The organism is Streptomyces sp. SudanB5_2050 (genome assembly GCF_964272335.1).
GTDB lineage: Bacteria > Actinomycetota > Actinomycetes > Streptomycetales > Streptomycetaceae > Streptomyces > Streptomyces rochei.
On sequence record NZ_OZ186760.1, the window covers coordinates 4,215,138 to 4,231,546 of the forward strand.

General features: G+C 74.7%; 13 protein-coding genes. 7 read left to right on the forward strand and 6 right to left on the reverse strand.

The window, feature by feature from the left end:
* Positions 1 to 64 precede the first annotated feature (64 nt).
* A complete protein-coding gene (locus ACFZP7_RS18810) occupies positions 65 to 1,912 on the forward strand; it encodes a prolyl oligopeptidase family serine peptidase (protein ID WP_175462065.1) in 1,848 nt (615 codons plus the stop codon).
* A gap of 196 nt (positions 1,913 to 2,108) precedes the next feature.
* On the opposite strand, the gene ACFZP7_RS18815 is transcribed toward ACFZP7_RS18810, so the two are convergent.
* Positions 2,109 to 4,004: an NAD(P)-binding protein gene (locus tag ACFZP7_RS18815; protein ID WP_125537942.1), complete on the reverse strand. Its 1,896-nt coding sequence runs from the start codon at positions 4,002 to 4,004 to the stop codon at positions 2,109 to 2,111.
* A gap of 335 nt (positions 4,005 to 4,339) precedes the next feature.
* On the opposite strand from ACFZP7_RS18815, the gene ACFZP7_RS18820 reads away from it, so the two are divergent.
* Positions 4,340 to 4,849, forward strand: coding sequence for an NfeD family protein (locus tag ACFZP7_RS18820; RefSeq protein WP_127444008.1), 510 nt, complete (start codon positions 4,340 to 4,342; stop codon positions 4,847 to 4,849).
* Between the two features lie 119 nt (positions 4,850 to 4,968).
* Positions 4,969 to 6,495 carry a flotillin family protein gene (locus ACFZP7_RS18825; RefSeq protein ID WP_199578793.1) on the forward strand — a complete coding sequence of 509 codons (1,527 nt, stop codon included), beginning with the start codon at positions 4,969 to 4,971 and terminating at the stop codon, positions 6,493 to 6,495.
* Positions 6,496 to 6,525: 30 nt separating this feature from the next.
* Here the strand turns inward: ACFZP7_RS18825 and ACFZP7_RS18830 are convergent, their stop codons facing one another.
* From ACFZP7_RS18830 to ACFZP7_RS18845, 4 genes are all read right to left on the reverse strand, one after another.
* Positions 6,526 to 7,611, reverse strand: a complete 1,086-nt coding sequence (locus ACFZP7_RS18830) for a CdaR family transcriptional regulator (RefSeq protein WP_030972902.1) — start codon at positions 7,609 to 7,611, stop codon at positions 6,526 to 6,528.
* A 121-nt stretch (positions 7,612 to 7,732) separates the two neighbouring features.
* Complete coding sequence (locus ACFZP7_RS18835) at positions 7,733 to 8,038, reverse strand: zinc-ribbon domain-containing protein (RefSeq protein WP_019324964.1); 306 nt, start codon at positions 8,036 to 8,038, stop codon at positions 7,733 to 7,735.
* A gap of 111 nt (positions 8,039 to 8,149) precedes the next feature.
* Complete coding sequence (locus ACFZP7_RS18840) at positions 8,150 to 8,374, reverse strand: helix-turn-helix transcriptional regulator (protein WP_019324965.1); 225 nt, start codon at positions 8,372 to 8,374, stop codon at positions 8,150 to 8,152.
* Positions 8,374 to 8,871 (reverse strand): DUF2975 domain-containing protein, encoded by a 498-nt coding sequence (locus ACFZP7_RS18845; RefSeq protein WP_062130713.1) that lies wholly within the window; start codon positions 8,869 to 8,871, stop codon positions 8,374 to 8,376. The genes ACFZP7_RS18840 and ACFZP7_RS18845 overlap by 1 nt, the downstream gene beginning before the upstream one ends.
* A 141-nt stretch (positions 8,872 to 9,012) precedes the next feature.
* On the opposite strand from ACFZP7_RS18845, the gene ACFZP7_RS18850 reads away from it, so the two are divergent.
* From ACFZP7_RS18850 to ACFZP7_RS18865, 4 genes are all read left to right on the forward strand, one after another.
* Entirely contained in the window at positions 9,013 to 10,143 is a 1,131-nt protein-coding gene (locus tag ACFZP7_RS18850; protein WP_127442844.1) for an amidinotransferase, read from the forward strand.
* Between the two features lie 272 nt (positions 10,144 to 10,415).
* A complete protein-coding gene (locus ACFZP7_RS18855; protein ID WP_385634903.1) occupies positions 10,416 to 10,715 on the forward strand; it encodes a DUF3040 domain-containing protein in 300 nt (99 codons plus the stop codon).
* A 90-nt stretch (positions 10,716 to 10,805) separates the two neighbouring features.
* Entirely contained in the window at positions 10,806 to 12,326 is a 1,521-nt protein-coding gene (locus ACFZP7_RS18860; RefSeq protein ID WP_385634905.1) for a potassium/proton antiporter, read from the forward strand.
* 109 nt (positions 12,327 to 12,435) lie between these two features.
* On the forward strand, positions 12,436 to 13,662 hold the full coding sequence (locus ACFZP7_RS18865) for a sensor histidine kinase (protein WP_385634907.1): 1,227 nt from the start codon (positions 12,436 to 12,438) through the stop codon (positions 13,660 to 13,662).
* Positions 13,663 to 13,792: 130 nt separating this feature from the next.
* Here the strand turns inward: ACFZP7_RS18865 and ACFZP7_RS18870 are convergent, their stop codons facing one another.
* On the reverse strand, positions 13,793 to 16,339 hold the full coding sequence (locus ACFZP7_RS18870) for an ABC transporter permease (RefSeq protein ID WP_385634909.1): 2,547 nt from the start codon (positions 16,337 to 16,339) through the stop codon (positions 13,793 to 13,795).
* Positions 16,340 to 16,409 lie beyond the last annotated feature (70 nt).

The following is a 16,409-nucleotide window of genomic DNA, read 5'->3' on the forward strand; positions in this document are numbered from 1 at the left end:
GGAGTTTTCCACAGGCTGGGGATCTGATCTGCGCGTTGTCCGCGGGGGAAGGCAGTATGGGGCCATGACTGAGAGCAACGGGTCCGTTCCGTCGGACGTGGACGCGGACGAGCGGCGGCAGACGCAGGGCGAGCAGATGCCCGACTGGGAGAAGCGGTTCCGGGCGCCGAGGGTGTCGCTGCCCGACTGGGCGGAGGACGCGCCGGACCGCTCCCTGTTCGTGTCCAACGCGACGGGGACGTACGAGCTGTACGCCTGGGACCGGTCGACCGGTGAGCAGCGCCAGGTCACCGACCGGCCCAACGGCACCACGGACGGCGTGCTCTCGCCCGACGGCGCGTGGATCTGGTGGTTCGACGACAAGGACGGCGACGAGTTCGGCGTCTGGCGCCGCCAGCCCTTCACGGGCGGTGAGGACGAGCCGGCGGTGCCGGGCCTCGACCCCTCCTATCCGGCGGGTCTCGCCCTCGGCCGGGACGGGCGCACGGCGGTGATCGGCCGCTCCACCGACGAGGACGGTACGACGATCCACCTCGCGCGCGAGGGCGGCGCCCCCGTGGAGATCTACCGGCACCGCGAGTCCGCGGGCGTCGGCGACCTCTCCCACGACGGCTCGCTGATCGCCATCGAGCACACCGAGCACGGCGACGCGATGCACTCGGCGCTGCGCGTGCTCAGGCCCGACGGCACCACGGTCGCCGAGCTGGACGACACCCGGGGCGGCGAGGAGGAGCTGGGCCTGGAGGTCCTCGGTTTCGCGCCGGTCGACGGCGACACCCGCCTGCTCATCGGCCACCAGCGCCGGGGCCGCTGGGAGCCCCTGGTGTGGGACGTGGCGACGGGGGAGCAGACCGACCTCGCCCTGGAGCTGCCCGGTGACGTCAGCGCCGAGTGGTACCCGGACGGTAGCGGTCTGTTGATCGTGCACGGCTTCGAGGCCCGCAGCGAGCTGTTCCGGTACGACTTCGCCGAGCGCGAGCTGGTGGAGATCGAGACCCCGGCCGGGACGGTGTCCGGGGCGACGGCCCGCCCCGACGGCACCGTCGAGTACCTGTGGTCCTCGGCCGCCGAGCCGTCGGCCGTCCGCTCCACCAGCGGCCGGGTCGTCCTGGACCCGCCCGGCATGAAGTCGCCCGGCTCGGTCCCGGTCGAGGACGTGTGGGTGGAGGGCCCGGGCGGCCGCATCCACGCCCTGGTCCAGAAGCCGGCCGGCGCGAGCGGCCCGCTCCCGACGGTCTTCGACATCCACGGCGGCCCCACCTGGCACGACAGCGACTCCTTCGCCGCGGGCCCCGCCGCCTGGGTCGACCACGGGTACGCGGTGGTCCGGGTCAACTACCGCGGTTCCACCGGCTACGGCCGCGCCTGGACCGACGCCCTCAAGCACCGGGTGGGCCTCATCGAGCTGGAGGACATCGCGGCGGTGCGCGAGTGGGCGGTGACCTCGGGTCTCGCCGATCCGGAGCGCCTGGTCCTCACCGGTGGCTCTTGGGGCGGATACCTCACGCTGCTCGGCCTCGGCACCCAGCCGGAGGCATGGACCCTGGGCATCGCCGCCGTCCCGGTCGCGGACTACGTCACCGCGTACCACGACGAGATGGAGGGCCTGAAGGCGCTCGACCGCACCCTGCTGGGCGGCACCCCCGAAGAGGTCCCCGACCGCTTCGAGGCGTCCTCCCCGCTGACCTACGTCGACCAGGTCAAGGCCCCGGTCTACATCTCCGCCGGGGTCAACGACCCGCGCTGCCCGATCCGCCAGGTCGAGAACTACGTCGAGCGCCTTCAGGCCAGGGGAGCGGTCCACGAGGTCTACCGGTACGACGCGGGCCACGGCTCGCTGGTGGTGGACGAGCGCATCAAGCAGGTGAGGCTGGAACTGGACTTCGCGGCGCGGCACTTGCCGCAGCGCTAGCCGCCCGCGGGGCCATCCGTCGGGCCGGCCATCCGCCGGGCCGGTCTCCCGCCGGGCCGGTCTCCTGCTGGGCCGGTCTCCTGCTGGGCCGGTCTCCCGCCGGGCCGGTCTCCCGCCGGGGCAGTCACCCGCCGGGCCAGTCACCCGCCGGTCGGGCGGTCGGCTCGGGGGCGACGGGGTCGTAGGGGCGGTGCCCTTACGACCCCGTCCCCCGCCTCGCCCGCCGCCCCAGCAACTCCGCCAACCCCCGCCGCGTGGCCGCCAGCACCACCCGGTCCTCGCCCCGCAGGACATACGTGTCGGGCAGGTCCCAGACCAGCCTGGACCCCCCTCCCACCTCGACGGCGGCCTCCTCGCGAGGAGTCTCGTCCAGCACCTCCAGCGCCAGCACCCGCCACGCCCCGGCCCGGAACGCCTCGCCGACCGTCCGCCCCTCCAGCTGCGGATGCCCCGCCACCCGCACCGCCGCGAACAGCAGCACCCGTCGTTCGACGGGGATCGCCCCCAGGATCTGGCGGCCCATCATCGCCCCGGCGAACGCCGGCGCGGACAGGTGCGTCACGCTGCGGCTGCGGGTCAGCGCCCCGGGGTGCGCCGCGCGCAGGGTGCGGTACACGGCGGTCGCGAAGTCGTCGTCGTACAGCCGCAGCACCACCCGCAGCCGCGACCGCACGGAGCGGGCGTACAGCACCGCCTCCAGATTGGTGGTGTCGACGCTGGTCAGCGCGAGCAGGGAGTGCGCCCGGTGGATCTTGGCGGCCTCCAGGACCCCCTCCTGTGTGACGTCCCCGAGCACCACCGGCACCCGCAGCCGCCGCGCTGTCGCCATGCCCCGCGCCTCGGGATCGGCCTCGACGCACACCACGGGGATGTCCATCTCCCGCAGCCGGGTCAGCACCCGCGTGCCGATCTTGCCGAGACCCAGCAGGACCACGTGTCCGCCCAGCCCGCGCGGCGGCTTGCGCAGGGCGGTCGCGCTGCGGAAGGTCCCCAGGGCCTCCAGCACGGCGGCGAGCAGCACCGGCAGCAGCAGCAGACCGACGAAACCGGAGAGCAGTTGCAGCACCTGCCGCCCGGTGTCCTCGTTGTGCGCGGGCTCGTTGATGGCGAACAGGTCGAGCAGCGTCACGTACGTGGCGTGCAGCGGATGGTCCCCGGTGACCACCATCAGCGCCACGGCGAGCGCGACCACGCACGCCCCCAGGCCCGCCAGCGACCACCGCAGCCGCCGCGAGAACAGCTCGCCGAACGGCGGTACACCGGCCCGAGCGGCGGGCAGCGGCGGACCGGAGTACGACACCTGCTCCAGGACGACCGTGCCGCGCCCGGTGGCCGCCTCCACCGCCGCCGCGTCCGGCAGCAGTTGCGGAGCCTGGTCGCCGCTGCCCTCCGAACCGTCCGCGCCGGCCGGGTCGTTGCTCGTCGCGGACAGCAGGGCCAGCGTGCACAGCCCGGGGTCGGCGACCTCGCCGGGACGCGGCGGCTGCCGCTCCACCGCGCGCAGCAGCAGCCCGTCCGTCTCCACGACCTTGCTGGTGCCGACGAGCGCCGTCGCCGCCAGCGCGGGCGCGGCCGTGTCCGCGTCCGACAGCACGGTCGTGGACGTCCCGGCACCGTCCAGCCCGGCGTCCCGCGCGTCACCGGTGGCCAGCGCGGCGCTCTGGTCGAGCAGTTCCTCGATGTGCCGGCCCAGCCGTCGGTTGTACAGGCGCAGCACCAGGCGCAGGCGCGGGTTGAGCCGGCGCGCGGCCAGGGCGGCGCGGATGTTGGTCTCGTCGTCGTCGTACACCAGGGCCAGCGCGGCGGCCCGGTCGACACCGGCCCGCGTGAGCACCTCGTCGGTCGGCTCGGCGGCCTCCAGCTCACGGCCGCCGTCCGGTTCGCCTCCGCCCGGGTCGCCGGTGCCGGAGCGGCTGACGGCCGCGCTGACCCTGTCCAGCAGCGCCGCCGAGGCCGCGCGGGCCCGCCCGACCGCCGGTCGGGACACGCCGCGCCCGGAGGGCGGGACGACGAGCGTGACCTGCTCGCGGTAGACACCGCGCAGTTCGGCGGCGAGGCGGTGCGCCAGCCCGTCGTCCCCGCACACCACCATGTGCGCGTACGTGCCGTCCCGCCCGGCCTGGTTCGGAACGCTTCCCGACGTCCGGGTCGCGGACCGGGGCGCGGCCCGGGTGGAAGTACCGGCCGATGTACGGGTCGAAGCCCCGGTCGAGGTCCCGCTCGACGCCCCCGTTGAAGTCCCCATTTGAAGAAGGACAATACCGACACGACCCCCGGTTCCGGGAGCGGCCGAGGAGATCGCGGTGGGCCGGAGGGCGGCATAAAAGACGCGTTAAGACTGCCGGAACACGGCAATGACAGCGGCGTCCGCCGAATGTGAACATCTGTCTCACCGAAGCTCAGCGACGGGCGAGAGGGGGAAGCGCGATGGCCTGGTTTCTCGGGCTGGGTATCACGGGGGTCGTGCTGCTCGCCCTGTCGCTGGTCTTCGACGGAGTGCTGGAAGGCGCGTTCGGGGGAGCGCTGGACGGTCTCCTGGAGGGGTGGCTGTCGCTGCCGGTCATCGCCGGGTTCACGGCGATGACCGGCTTCGCCGGCACCATCGCCCTCGGCACCGGCTGGACCGGCCCCGCGGGCGCCGCCGGGGTCGGTGCCGTCGCCGGCGTGGGGGCCGGCTGGCTCACGTACCGCTTCAGCCGTGCGCTGATGCGCGACCGGACCGCCGTCACACCCCGTACGGACGATCTGCTCGGCACGTCCGGCAAGGTCGTGACCGCCATTCCCGCCGACGGCTTCGGCGAGGTGCTGCTCCGGCTGGCGGGCCAGCCGCTGAAGTGCGCGGCGCGCAGCGCGGAGCCGGTGGCGCGGGGCACCGAGGTGTGGGTCGAGGCGGTGCCGACCGGTACGTCGGTCGTGGTCCGCCCCGTGGACCGCTGAACGGTCCCGCACACCCTCCTCCCCGTCCCTGTACCTGTCCCTGCACTTGCTCTTGCCGTTGCACCTGTTCCTGTTCGTCCGTTCCTCTCTGTTCCTCTCTGTGATTCGGGGGCGTTGCCATGAGTCCTGTCGTCATCGCGGTGCTGGGAGTCGTCGTACTCCTGGTGCTGCTCGCGCTGGTGGTGGTCAGCCGGTACAAGGTGGCCGGCCCGAGCGAGGCGTTCATCGTCACGGGGCGGCGCGGCAAGAAGTCCACCGATCCGGAGACGGGCCGCGTCTTCACCGACAACAGCGGCCAGAAGGTCGTGGTCGGCGGCGGCGTGTTCGTCGTGCCGTTCGTGCAGCAGCGGTTCACGCTCGACCTTTCCTCCCGCCACATCCCGGTCGCCGTGCGCGGCGCGGTGACGCTGCGCGGGGTGAAGGCCAACCTCGAAGGCGTCGCCATCGTCAAGGTCGGCGGCACGGAGGACGCGATCCGCGCGGCGGCGCAGCGGTTCCTGATGCAGCAGGACGGCATCGTCGGCTTCACCCAGGAGGTGCTGTCCGGCGCGCTGCGCGCGATCGTCGGCCGGATGTCCGTGGAGGACGTGATCCGGGACCGGGCCGCCTTCGCCGGCCAGGTCGCCGAGGAGGCGGAGGCGAGCCTGTCCGGGCAGGGCCTGGTCCTCGACGCCTTCCAGATCCAGGACATCACCACCGAGGGCTCCTACCTGGAGGACCTGGGACGTCCCGAGGCGGCGCGGGCCAAGCAGGAGGCCGACATCGCCGAGGCGGTGGCCCGGCGGGCGGCCGAGCAGGCGCGGCTGAAGGCCGAGGAGGAGATCGCGGTCGCGCAGCGGACCCTCTACCTGAAGCAGGCCGAGATCAAGGCCGAGACCGACCAGGCCGCGGCGCGCGCCAACGCGGCCGGACCGCTCGCCGAGGCCGCCCGCCAGCAGGACATCCTCGCCGAGCAGGAGAAGGTCGCCGAGCGGCAGGCCGCGCTGAAGGACCGCCAGCTCGACACCGAGGTCCGCAAGCCGGCCGACGCCAAGCGGTACGAGGCCGAGCAGGAGGCGGAGGCCCGCCGGGTGGCGCGGGTCAAGCAGGCGGAGGCCGACCGGGCGGCCGAGATCGCGGGCGCCCAGGCCGAGGCCGAGCGGGCGCGGCTCACCGGTGAGGGCGAGAAGCAGCGGCGCGGCGCGCTGGCCGAGGCGGGGGCCATCGAGGGCCTCAAGCAGGGTGAGGCCGAGCGGTCCCGGCGTGCGGCGATCGCCGAGGCGGTACGGCTGGAGGGCGAGGCGGAGGCCGCCGCGATCGCTGCCAAGGGCGCGGCCGAGGCCGAGGCGATGGAGAAGAAGGCCGACGCCTTCGAGCGGTACGGCGACGCCGCCGTGATCCAGATGCTGGTCGAGGCGCTGCCGCAGGTGGTCGCCAAGGCGTCCGAGCCGCTGTCGGCCGTGGACAAGATGACCGTCATCTCCACGGACGGCGCGAGCCGCCTGTCCCGCACGGTCGCCGACAACGTGGCGCAGGGCATGGAACTGCTCGGCTCGACCACGGGCGTCGACCTGGCGGCCCTGCTGAAGAACCTCACGGCGAAGGGCGCCGAGGAGCCGCGTCCCGCTCCCGACCAGCGCAACGGCAAGGTCGAGATCACCGGCTGACCCGAGGCCGGGACGATACGGCGGGCCCGCTCAGATCTCCTGGGCGGGCCAGCCCAGCAGCCGGGCACCGATGACCGCGGTCTGCAGGGTGTAGCGGTGCACGGGGTCGGCCGGATTGGCCCCGGTCAGCTGGTGGATGCGGTCCAGCCGGTAGGTGAGCGCCCGGACGCTGAGCGTCAGGCGCCGGGCGGCCTCGGCGGCGGTGCAGCCGGCGTCGAAGTACGCCTCCAGGGTCCGCAGCAGCGGTTCGGCCCCGCCGCGGGCCCCGCGCAGCGGCCCCAGCACGCTCAGCACCAGGTCGGCCATGGCCTGCCGGTCGCGGGTGAGCACCGGGTAGACGAGCAGGTCGGCGGCGCGCAGCACCGGCTCGTCCAGCTCCAGCCGCTCGGCGAGTTCCAGGGTGCTCAGTGCCTCCTCGTAGCTGTGCACCACGCCGCCCGCGCCGCTCTGGGGGCGCCCGATGGCCACCCGGCTGCCGTCCGTGGCGGCGTACGCCTGCTTGGCGAAGAAGGCGAGGATCTCGTCCTGGTCGCCGGGCGCGATGCAGATGAGCTGCCCGTTCTTGGTGGTGATCAGGATGCGGCGGTCGCCGAAGCGGGAGATGAGCGCGCTCTCCACGAGCCGGGTGACCGGGGCGGTGTCGTCGTACGCCTCGGGCCCCTCGGCCACCGCGACGGCGTGGGCGCGGGAGAGGACCAGCCCGAAGCGTTCGGCGCGTTCCGCGAGGCGGCCCAGGTCGCTGCGGCCGTAGAGCAGGTCGTCGATGAACTCGCGCCGCGCGGCCTCCTCCTGCCGTACCGCGAGTCGCTGCGCGCGCTCGTACCCCTCGGCGAAGGCGTCGACGGCCTGGGCGACGGCGGCCAGCACGCTGTCGGCGACGCCGGCGCCGGACGTGCCGCCGGGCCAGGAGGCGCGGGTGGCGTCCAGGTGCAGCCGCACCAGAGCGCGCAGGCTGTGCCCCGCCTCCGCGGCCCGTTCCCCGAGGAGCCGCCGTTCCTCCAACTCGTCGCGGGTCAGCCGGCGTCCGGTGCCGGCGACCTGGGCGAGTATCGCGGCGTACCCGTCCAGGTAGGTCTCCTGCGGCTCCGCCTGCTGCTCGGTCTGCTGGTCCGTCACCCCGTGCCTCCCCCCGCCGGTCACGCCCGGTGCGCGGTCTCGGCAACGTGAGGGTAGTCAGGGCTGCCGGGACCCGGCAACGCGGCCGAGCGGTACCGCGGTTCGGGGGCGCGGTCGGGTCTCAGGGCCGCTGGTAGGGGTGCTGCGGCGACTGCCCGTACGGCTGTGCGCCGGAACTGCCCGGGCCACCGCTCACGGCCTGCCTCTGCATCTGGTCCGCCTGTTCCTTGCTCACCTGCTGCTCCGCGCCGCAGAAGGTGCACTGGGTCAGGTACTTCGTCGAGAAGGGGAACAGCGGCACGAAGAACAGCGTGAACTTGTTGACCCGCTTCCTGAGCGTGTGCGCGGAGGGATTGCCGCACCGGCCGCACACCAGCGTCAGTATCGCGAGCTGGTAGAGGTATCCCTTGGTGCCGAAGATGATCACGAGCGGGTCCTTCCGGGTCGGCGCCCGAGGGCGCGCGTGGCACGCAGATCTTCTCCCAGACTGCGCCCGGAAGGGGGCTCGGAGCCACTCGCGCCCGGCACCGGCCCGGCGTCACTCCTCGTCGTCCGCGTCCCCGGCCTCGTGGCGCAGCAGGTCACCGGGCTGGCACTCGAGGACGACGCAGAGCGCGGCGAGCGTGGTGAAGCGGACCGCCTTCGCGCGGCCGTTCTTGAGCACCGCCAGGTTGGCGGGGGTGATGCCGACGCGCTCGGCCAGCTCGCCCACGGACATCTTGCGCTTGGCCAGCATCACGTCGATGTCCACGACGATCGGCATCAGATCACCTCGGCCAGCTCGGCCCGCATCCGCGCCGCCTCGATGTCGCGCGCGACGGCCTGGGCGAGCAGCATCCGCAGGACGAGCACGACCAGCGCGACGCCCAGGACGGCCACGACGACCCCGCCCAGCATGAGCACGATGCCCGGGGCGACGGCCTCGCCCGGCGCGAGGACGACCCCGAGGGCGCACACCAGGAGCGCGGCCGCGACGAAGGCGCCGATCACGATGTGCACGTAGCGGAAGGCCCCGAGCGAGAAGACGGTGCCCCGCCGCACCATGGTCACCAGCCGCCACACGCAGACCAGCACCACCTCGGCCGCCGCGGCCCCGGCCACGACGATCAGGAACACCGGCGTCCGCACCGACGCCAGCGCGGCGTCGGGGTCGGGGGTCCCGGCCACCAGCAGCCAGATCAGCACCCCCTGGAGGCACGCCGCCCCGGCGAGCAACACCACCAGCACACCGCGCAGCGCGAGCGTCATCAGTTGCCCCATCACCCCTCCTGCAATCGAACCACGATGGAAATCTATCGAGAAACGATAGCTCAGGCAAGCCGTGCGGGGTCCGCGGTGTCGTCGGCCCGGTTCGGGGCACCGAGTACGTCACGGAGCCGTGTCGAGCGGGAGCGGTCAGTCATGGCGGTGGCGCAGGAACCCGGTGTCGGTGTCACGAAGGCGGCGGAACCCGTCGTGCCGCCGGTCGGTTCCCACAACGAGTGGGACCCGCTGGAGGAGGTCGTCGTCGGACGGCTGGAGGGCGCGACGATCCCCTCCGACCATCCGGTCGTGTCCTGCAACGTCCCCCCGTGGGCGGCCCGCCTGCAGGGGCTGGCCGCCGGGTTCCGCTACCCGCGCTTCCTGATCGAGCGGGCCCAGGAGGAGCTGGACGGGTTCATCGCCCTGCTGGAGTCCCTCGGCGTCACGGTCACCCGCCCCGAGGCGGTCGACCACCGGCGGCGCTTCGGCACCCCGGACTGGTCGTCCCGGGGCTTCTGCAACACCTGCCCGCGCGACTGCCTCCTGGTGATCGGCGACGAGATCATCGAGACCCCGATGGCCTGGCCGTGCCGCTACTTCGAGACCCACTCCTACCGTCCGCTCCTCAAGGACTGGTTCCGCCGCGGCGGACGCTGGACCGCCGCCCCCAAGCCCCAGCTCACCGACGAGCTGTTCGACCCGGACTTCCGCATCCCGAAGCCGGGCGAGCCGATCCGCCACATCCTCACCGAGTTCGAGCCGGTCTTCGACGCCGCGGACTTCGTCCGCGCCGGACGCGATCTCTTCGTCACCCGCAGCAACGTCACCAACCGCACGGGCGTCGAGTGGCTGCGCCGCCACCTCGGCCCCGGCTACCGCGTCCACGAGATCGAGAGCCGCTGCCGCACGCCCATGCACATCGACACGACGTTCATGCCGCTGGCGCCCGGCAAGGTGCTGATCAACCCGGAGTACGTCGACCCCGACCGGCTGCCCGACGCCCTCGCCTCCTGGGACGTCCTGACCGCCCCGGAGCCCGACCCGATCCCCGACCGCATGCTCAGGGTCACCTCGATGTGCGGGAAGTGGCTCAGCATGAACGTCCTCGTGATCGACGGCGAGCGGGTGATCGCCGACCGGCACCACACCGGCATGCTGCGCGCCCTGGAACGCTGGGGCTTCGAGCCGGTCCCCTGCGACCTCCTCCACTACGCGCCGTTCGGCGGCTCGTTCCACTGCGCGACCCTCGACGTCCGGCGCCGCGGCACGCTGCAGTCGTACTGCGACTGACCTCCCCTCCGGGAGCCTTCCCGCGGCCACGGGCTACAGGTCCCGTACGCCCGCATCTGGGTGCCGTACCGGATGGTGCGCGCCGCCGTGACCCGGCGACCCTGGAACGGAGCCGCTTCCCCGGACCGGTCCGGGGAGAACCGGCCACGCATACGCGGCGGCGCCCCTTCGCCCTGGTGCGACCGTGGCGTTCCCACCCCGCGAGGAGAGCAGATGGCCCGCCCGACCGACCGCGTCGCCCGTACCGGGCCCCGCGCCGGGAGGAGGACACCGTGCCCGGATCCGACGACCACCGACTCACCGAGATCGAGCACCACCTGCACCGCGACGACCCCCGTTTCGCCGAGGCCCTGGACGCGGGACTTCCCCGCCGGCCGCGCGAGTACCACCCCCCGCGTGTCTGGCTGCTGCTCGCCGTCGCACTGGCGGTGCTGGGCACGGGCCTGTTCCTCGCCCACGGCCTGCTCATCGCCACCGGCCTGGTCCTGGCCGGCATCGCCGCGGAACTCCTCGACCCCCACCGCCGCAGCCGCCCGCCCCGCCACCCGCCGCCCCGCTCCTGGCCCCGCTGACCGCCGCGCCGCCCGCCGCGTCCCGGGCTCCTGGCTCTCGCCGGGACCCTGGCTCTCGCCGCGCCCCTCGCCCTCCCCGGGGCCCGGACGATGACACTGCCCGATCTCTACCTGGCGCTTCTCGTCGGCGGCACCGTGCTGCTGGCCAGCATCGCCGCGGCCCGTGCCGCGCACCGCCTGGGCCTGCCCAGCCTGCTCCTCTTCCTCGCGGTCGGGGTGATCGCGGGCGAGGACGGACTGGGCCTGGACTTCGACGACGCCCAACTGGCCCAGGCGCTGGGCACCGCCGCGCTGGCCGTCATCCTCGTCGAGGGCGGTCTGACCACCCGGTGGGGCGACGTCCGGCGCCTGCTCGCCCCGGCCGGGGTGCTGGCCACCGCCGGGGTGGCCTTCTCCGTCGCGGTGACCGCGGCGGGCGCGCACTGGCTCCTCGGCATGGACTGGCACCTGGCCCTGCTGCTCGGCGCCATCGTCTCCTCGACCGACGCCGCCGCCGTCTTCGCCGTACTGCGCTCACTGCCGCTGCCGCAGAAGGTGACCGGCCTGGTGGAGGCCGAATCCGGCTTCAACGACGCCCCCACCATCATCCTGGTCCTGATCTTCGCCACGACCTCCGCCGGCGACCTCCCCGGCCCCGCCCCCGTCCTGGGCAACCTCCTCTACCAGCTCCTGGTCGGCGGCACCCTCGGCGTGCTGATCGGCCGCCTGGGCGCCGCCGCCCTGCGCCACATCGCCCTCCCGGCCACCGGTCTCTACCCGCTCGCCACGGTCGGCTTCGGCATCGTCGCCTTCGCCGCGGCCGGCGCCGCGGGCGCCAGCGGCATCATCGCCGCCTACCTGTCCGGCCTGGTCCTCGGCAACGCCGAACTGCCCCACCGCGCCGCCACCCGCTCCTTCGCCGAGGGCGCCGGCTGGCTGGCCCAGATCGGGCTGTTCGTGATGCTGGGCCTGCTCGTCGACCCCAGCGAACTGCCCGCCGCGATCCTCCCCGCCCTCCTCGTCGGCCTGGTCCTCCTGCTGGCCGCCCGCCCGGTCTCCGTCGCCCTGTGCCTCCTCCCCTTCCGCGTCCCGTGGCGCGAGCAGGCGTTCATCTCCTGGGCGGGCCTGCGCGGCGCGGTCCCCATCGTCCTGGCGACCTTCCCGATCGTCGAAGGGGTCACCGGCGCCGACGACGTACTGAACATCGTCTTCGTCCTCGTCGTCCTCTTCACCCTCATCCAGGGCCCGGCCCTGCCCGCCGTCGCCCGCCGCCTCGGCCTGACCCGCCCGGACACCCTCCGCGAGATCCAGGTCGAGACGGCGCCGCTCGACGTCCTGGACGCCGACCTGCTCACCGTCTCGGTCCCCCCGGGCTCCCGTCTGCACGGCGTCACCGTCGCCGAACTGCGCCTGCCGCGCCCGACCGTCCTCACCCTGATCGTCCGCGCCGGCGTCACCCTCGTCCCCGACCGCGACACGGTCCTGCGCGCCGGCGACGAACTGCTCCTCATCACCACACCGCCCGTCCGCGAGGCCGCGGAACGCCGGCTGCGCGCCCTCGGCCGGCGCGGCAGACTGGCCCGCTGGCTGGGCGAGCACGGCGTGCCCGAGGACGACGCCCGGACGGGCTGAACGCCGGCCCCCTCCACCGAACATGGGCGCGTCCTCGCACTCGGCGCGTCGCGCCCCGTTGCGTATCCTCGCCTGTGGGGTGGCAGGGGGACACCTCATGAGGGGGGACATGGGGGAGGAAGGGAACAGCCCGCGGGTCGCGCGGGTCATCGTCTGTCTGGTCTCCGTCGGTTTCTTCGTCGCCTCGGTGGCGGCGACGGCCGCCAACCGCGACGGGGTCCGGGACCTCGTGGTGGCGTCGGTCATCCTGACGGCGACCCTGGGCCTGCATCTGCGCCACTCCGCCCGGGCGGCGGTGCGCCGACGCCGGCCGTGGTGGCCGTGGTCGCTCGTCGCGCACGCGGCCGTGACCTACCTGCCGTACTGCTTCTTCCAGGACACCTGGGTCGGCATCCCGGGTTCGCTCGCCGCCGCGGTGCTGCTGACCACGCCCGCGCCGCAGGCGTGGGTCGCCTTCGCCGCGCTGGCCGGCCTCCAGGTGCCCCTGGCCGTGGCCATCGGCGAGACGACGGGGCAGGGGCTCAACTCCGCGGTGTCCCACGCCGTGGGCGGGCTGGCCCTCTTCGGCGTCGTGCGCCTCGCGGACCTCGCCGAGGAACTCCAGGCGGCCCGCGCCGAACTGGCCCAGCGCGCGGTCGACCGCGAACGGCTGCGCTTCGCCCGCGACCTGCACGATCTGTGCGGCTACTCGCTGACCGCGGTGGCCCTGCACTGCGAGGGGATCCAGCGCCTCGTACGCAGTGATCCGCAGCGCGTCGAGGAGGAGCTGGGCCGGACACAGGACCTGGCCCGGCACGCGCTGTCGGAGGTGCGGGCCGTGTCCGCCGGGTACCGGGTGCTGTCCCTGGAGCGGGAGGCACGGTCCACCGCCGCGCTGCTGAAGTCCCTCGGGGTCACCGTCGACGTCCGGCTCTCCGGGGCACCGCTGCCGGGACCCGTCGACGAGACCCTGGCCATCGTGGTCAGGGAGGGGGTCACCAACGCCCTGCGGCACAGCAAGGCCCGGCACTGCGCGATCCGGCTCACCGTGGACGAGGCCCACCCCGGCGGCGGCCGGGCACACCTGGAGGTGACCAACGACGGGGTCGGCCCGGGCGACGTGGCGATGGACCGGGAGGACGGCACCGGTCCGGGCGGCCTGGGCGGCAGCGGCCTGCGCAATCTCCGCGAGCGGGTCGCGGAACGCGGCGGCCGCATCAGCACCGGCCCGGACGGCGAGGGCGGCTTCCGCATCGCCGTGACGCTGCCCTGCGCGGGACAGGACCCGCCGGGTGCGGCGACCCCGGTGCCGGCCTCGTCCGGCACGGTCCTGCGGCAGGGGTCCGGCCGGCGGTGACCGGGCCCCGCGTCCCGCCCTCCGGGCCCCGCGCGCCCCATGTCCCGCCCTCCGGTCCCCGCGTGCCACGCGCCCCGCACACCGGTCCCTCCTCCCGTCACCGCCGCTGCCGGGGCCCCGGGCCGACGGTTCAGGAGACGGCCTCCGCCCAGCCCCCCGGCGCCGCCGCGGTCCGGCGCATGACCGTCCGGCCGACCAGGGTGACCGTCGTGACGGTCACCAGGAAGGCCGCGACGACCAGCACGGTCAACGACCCCGCCGCCAGGGCGGGAACGGCCGAGCCGGTGAGCGCCGTACTGAGCGTCGTCAGTACCGCCGCGCAGACCGCGGCGGCCAGCGACAGGGCGATCACGCAGGTGAGCACGGCCTCCCACACCAGCATCCGCAGCACCTGCGACGACTGCGCACCCGCCAGCCGCAGCAGCGCGAACTCGCGCCGGCGGCCGGCCGTGGCCGTCCCCAGGGTGTTGACGACGGCGATGGCCGTGAACGCGTTGATCATGAGCAGGAGCAGCAGGACGAACAGGCCGGCCGCGTCCCCGCCCCCGGAGGCGCCCCGGGCACCCTCGTCCGCGCCCGCCACCCGCGTACCGGGGAACTCCGCCGCCAGGGCGGTCAGTTCACGCCCCACGGCGGCCGGGTCGGCCCCGGGCGCGGCCCGTACGAGCACGGAGTCCTGGAAGGGATCCGCCGCGTGCCGGGCCGCCGTGGCACTCGGCAGCACCGCGTCGGCGAACCCCTCGTCGCGGGAGTAGACGGCGGCGACGCGGAACGTGTCCCGGCCCCCGTCGTCCCAGTCGACCCGCACCCGGTCGCCCACCGCCGCTCCCAGCTCCCGGGCCGCGTCGGCGCCCAGGGCGAGGGAGGCCGCGCCGAGCCGGTCGAGCGACCCCGCGCGGACACCGAGGTCGAGCAGGTGCGGTACGGCGTCGGCGCGCAGGGCGACCAGGCCGGCGCCGACGACCGCCGCCGCGTCGCCTTCCGCGGCGTCCGCCCGCCGCAACTCGCCGTCCACACCGAGCTGTCCGGAGGCCGCCGCCACCCCGGGCAGCCGGGCGGCCCTCTCCGCGTAACGCGGCGCGACGCCGGGGCCGGCCGAGGTCACCACGTGGTCGGCGAGCAGCCGCTGCCGTTCCGACTGCCGCGCGCCCTCCGCCGTGATCAGCGGCACGGACAGCAACGTGCCGGTGAGGGAGACGGCGAGCACGAGCGGGGTCACGGTGGAGGCCAGCCGCGCGTTCTGCCCCCGGAGGTTGCGGACGGCCAGGGCGCCCTCCCTCGGCAGCAGCCCGCGCAGGGGGGCCAGCAGGAGGACGGCGGCGCGGCAGACCGGCGGGGCCAGCAGCGCCACCCCGGCGATCAGCACCAGCACCATGCTCTCGGCCGTCCCCCCGCCCCCGTCCAGGCGGCCCGAGGCCACCGCGCCCAGGCAGACGCCGGCCCCCGCGAGCACGCACACCCCGAGCAGGACCCGCCCCCATCCAACCCTCGGCGCGGGTGCCGCCGCCTCGCGCAGCACCTCCACCGGCCGTACCCGGGAGGCGCGCCGGGCCGCCGCGAACGATGCCACCTGGGCGACGGCCGCGGCCAGCACGACGGTCAGCCAGGGGGCGACCGGCCCCACCGACAGGGTGAACGACGGCGGCAGGACCTCCCCGTCCACCAGCACCCCGTGCAGCGCCAGCGCCACCCCGATGCCGCCCGGCACACCCACCAGCGCCGCCACCGCGGTCACCAGCAGGGCCTCCACGGCGATCATCCGGCGGACCTGGCCCCGGGTGGCCGCGACGGCCCGCAGCAGGCCGATCTCGGTCAGCCGCCCGGCGACCGCGAGCGACAGTGTGCCCGAGACGACGAAGCCCGCCACGAACAGCGAGAGCACCCCGAAGGTGCCGACCAGCGAGGAGAGGACCGACGCCGGGGACGGCACGTTCCAGAACTCCGCGTCGGCCCGCTCGCCGCCGGAGGCGACCACGACCGGCGCACCGCCGTCGCCGTACACGTCCGAGACCCGCCGTTCCACCTCCCGGCGCAGCGCGGCCGGATCGGCGGCCGCCGCGGCGAGGACCCCGACGGCCCGCACCGGCTGGGCGGAGGCCGCCAGGCGCTCCGCCTCCCGCGGGGTGTGGAACACCGCGTACTGACGGGTCAGCCGCCGGGGCGGGTCGGCGACACCGGAGACGCGGTAGGCGCGGGTCCCGTCCGGGCCGGCCAGCCGCACGGTGTCGCCCGTGCCCTTGCCCAGGCGTGCGGCGAGGGCGCCGTCCAGCACCACCTCCGCGTCACCGCCGGGCGCGCGGCCCCGCCGGAGCGTGAAGGGGGCGAGGACGGCGCTCTCCCAGGAGTGCCCGAGGGACGGCCCGTCCCACGGCGCCTCGACCGGTTCCCCGGAGGCGTCCACCGCCGTCGTCGGGAAGGACAGCTCGACAACCACCCGGTCCACGGACGGCAGATCCTCCAGCGCCGCGCGCAGTTCCCGGGCCCGGGGCACGAAGGGCTGCCCGCCGACGACCACGTCCGTCCCCGCGTACCGCTCGACGGGGGACGCGGCCCGGGTGCCGGACTCCAGCAGCACGGCGCACGCCGTCGTCATGACCAGTGCCAGGACGAGCGCGACCAGGCTCGCCGCCCAGCCGGCCCTGCGGCCCGCGAGGGACCGCCATGCGAGTCGTATCACGGGTGCCTCTCGAACGGACCGGATCCCCTGGAACGGGCGTCGAAAGCGTATCGAAGGACCGGCCGGAGAA

Bases quoted from the DNA above. Each gene is read 5' to 3' on its own strand.
- ACFZP7_RS18845 (WP_062130713.1), bottom strand. From the start codon at position 8,871: ATGGGGCAACTGATGACGCTCGCGCTGCGCGGTGTGCTGGTGGTGTTG.
- ACFZP7_RS18860 (WP_385634905.1), top strand. From the start codon at position 10,806: ATGACACTGCCCGATCTCTACCTGGCGCTTCTCGTCGGCGGCACCGTG.
- ACFZP7_RS18840 (WP_019324965.1), bottom strand. From the start codon at position 8,374: ATGCCGATCGTCGTGGACATCGACGTGATGCTGGCCAAGCGCAAGATG.
- ACFZP7_RS18815 (WP_125537942.1), bottom strand. From the start codon at position 4,004: ATGGTGGTGTGCGGGGACGACGGGCTGGCGCACCGCCTCGCCGCCGAA.
- ACFZP7_RS18820 (WP_127444008.1), top strand. From the start codon at position 4,340: ATGGCCTGGTTTCTCGGGCTGGGTATCACGGGGGTCGTGCTGCTCGCC.
- ACFZP7_RS18865 (WP_385634907.1), top strand. From the start codon at position 12,436: ATGGGGGAGGAAGGGAACAGCCCGCGGGTCGCGCGGGTCATCGTCTGT.
- ACFZP7_RS18810 (WP_175462065.1), top strand. From the start codon at position 65: ATGACTGAGAGCAACGGGTCCGTTCCGTCGGACGTGGACGCGGACGAG.
- ACFZP7_RS18825 (WP_199578793.1), top strand. From the start codon at position 4,969: ATGAGTCCTGTCGTCATCGCGGTGCTGGGAGTCGTCGTACTCCTGGTG.
- ACFZP7_RS18850 (WP_127442844.1), top strand. From the start codon at position 9,013: ATGGCGGTGGCGCAGGAACCCGGTGTCGGTGTCACGAAGGCGGCGGAA.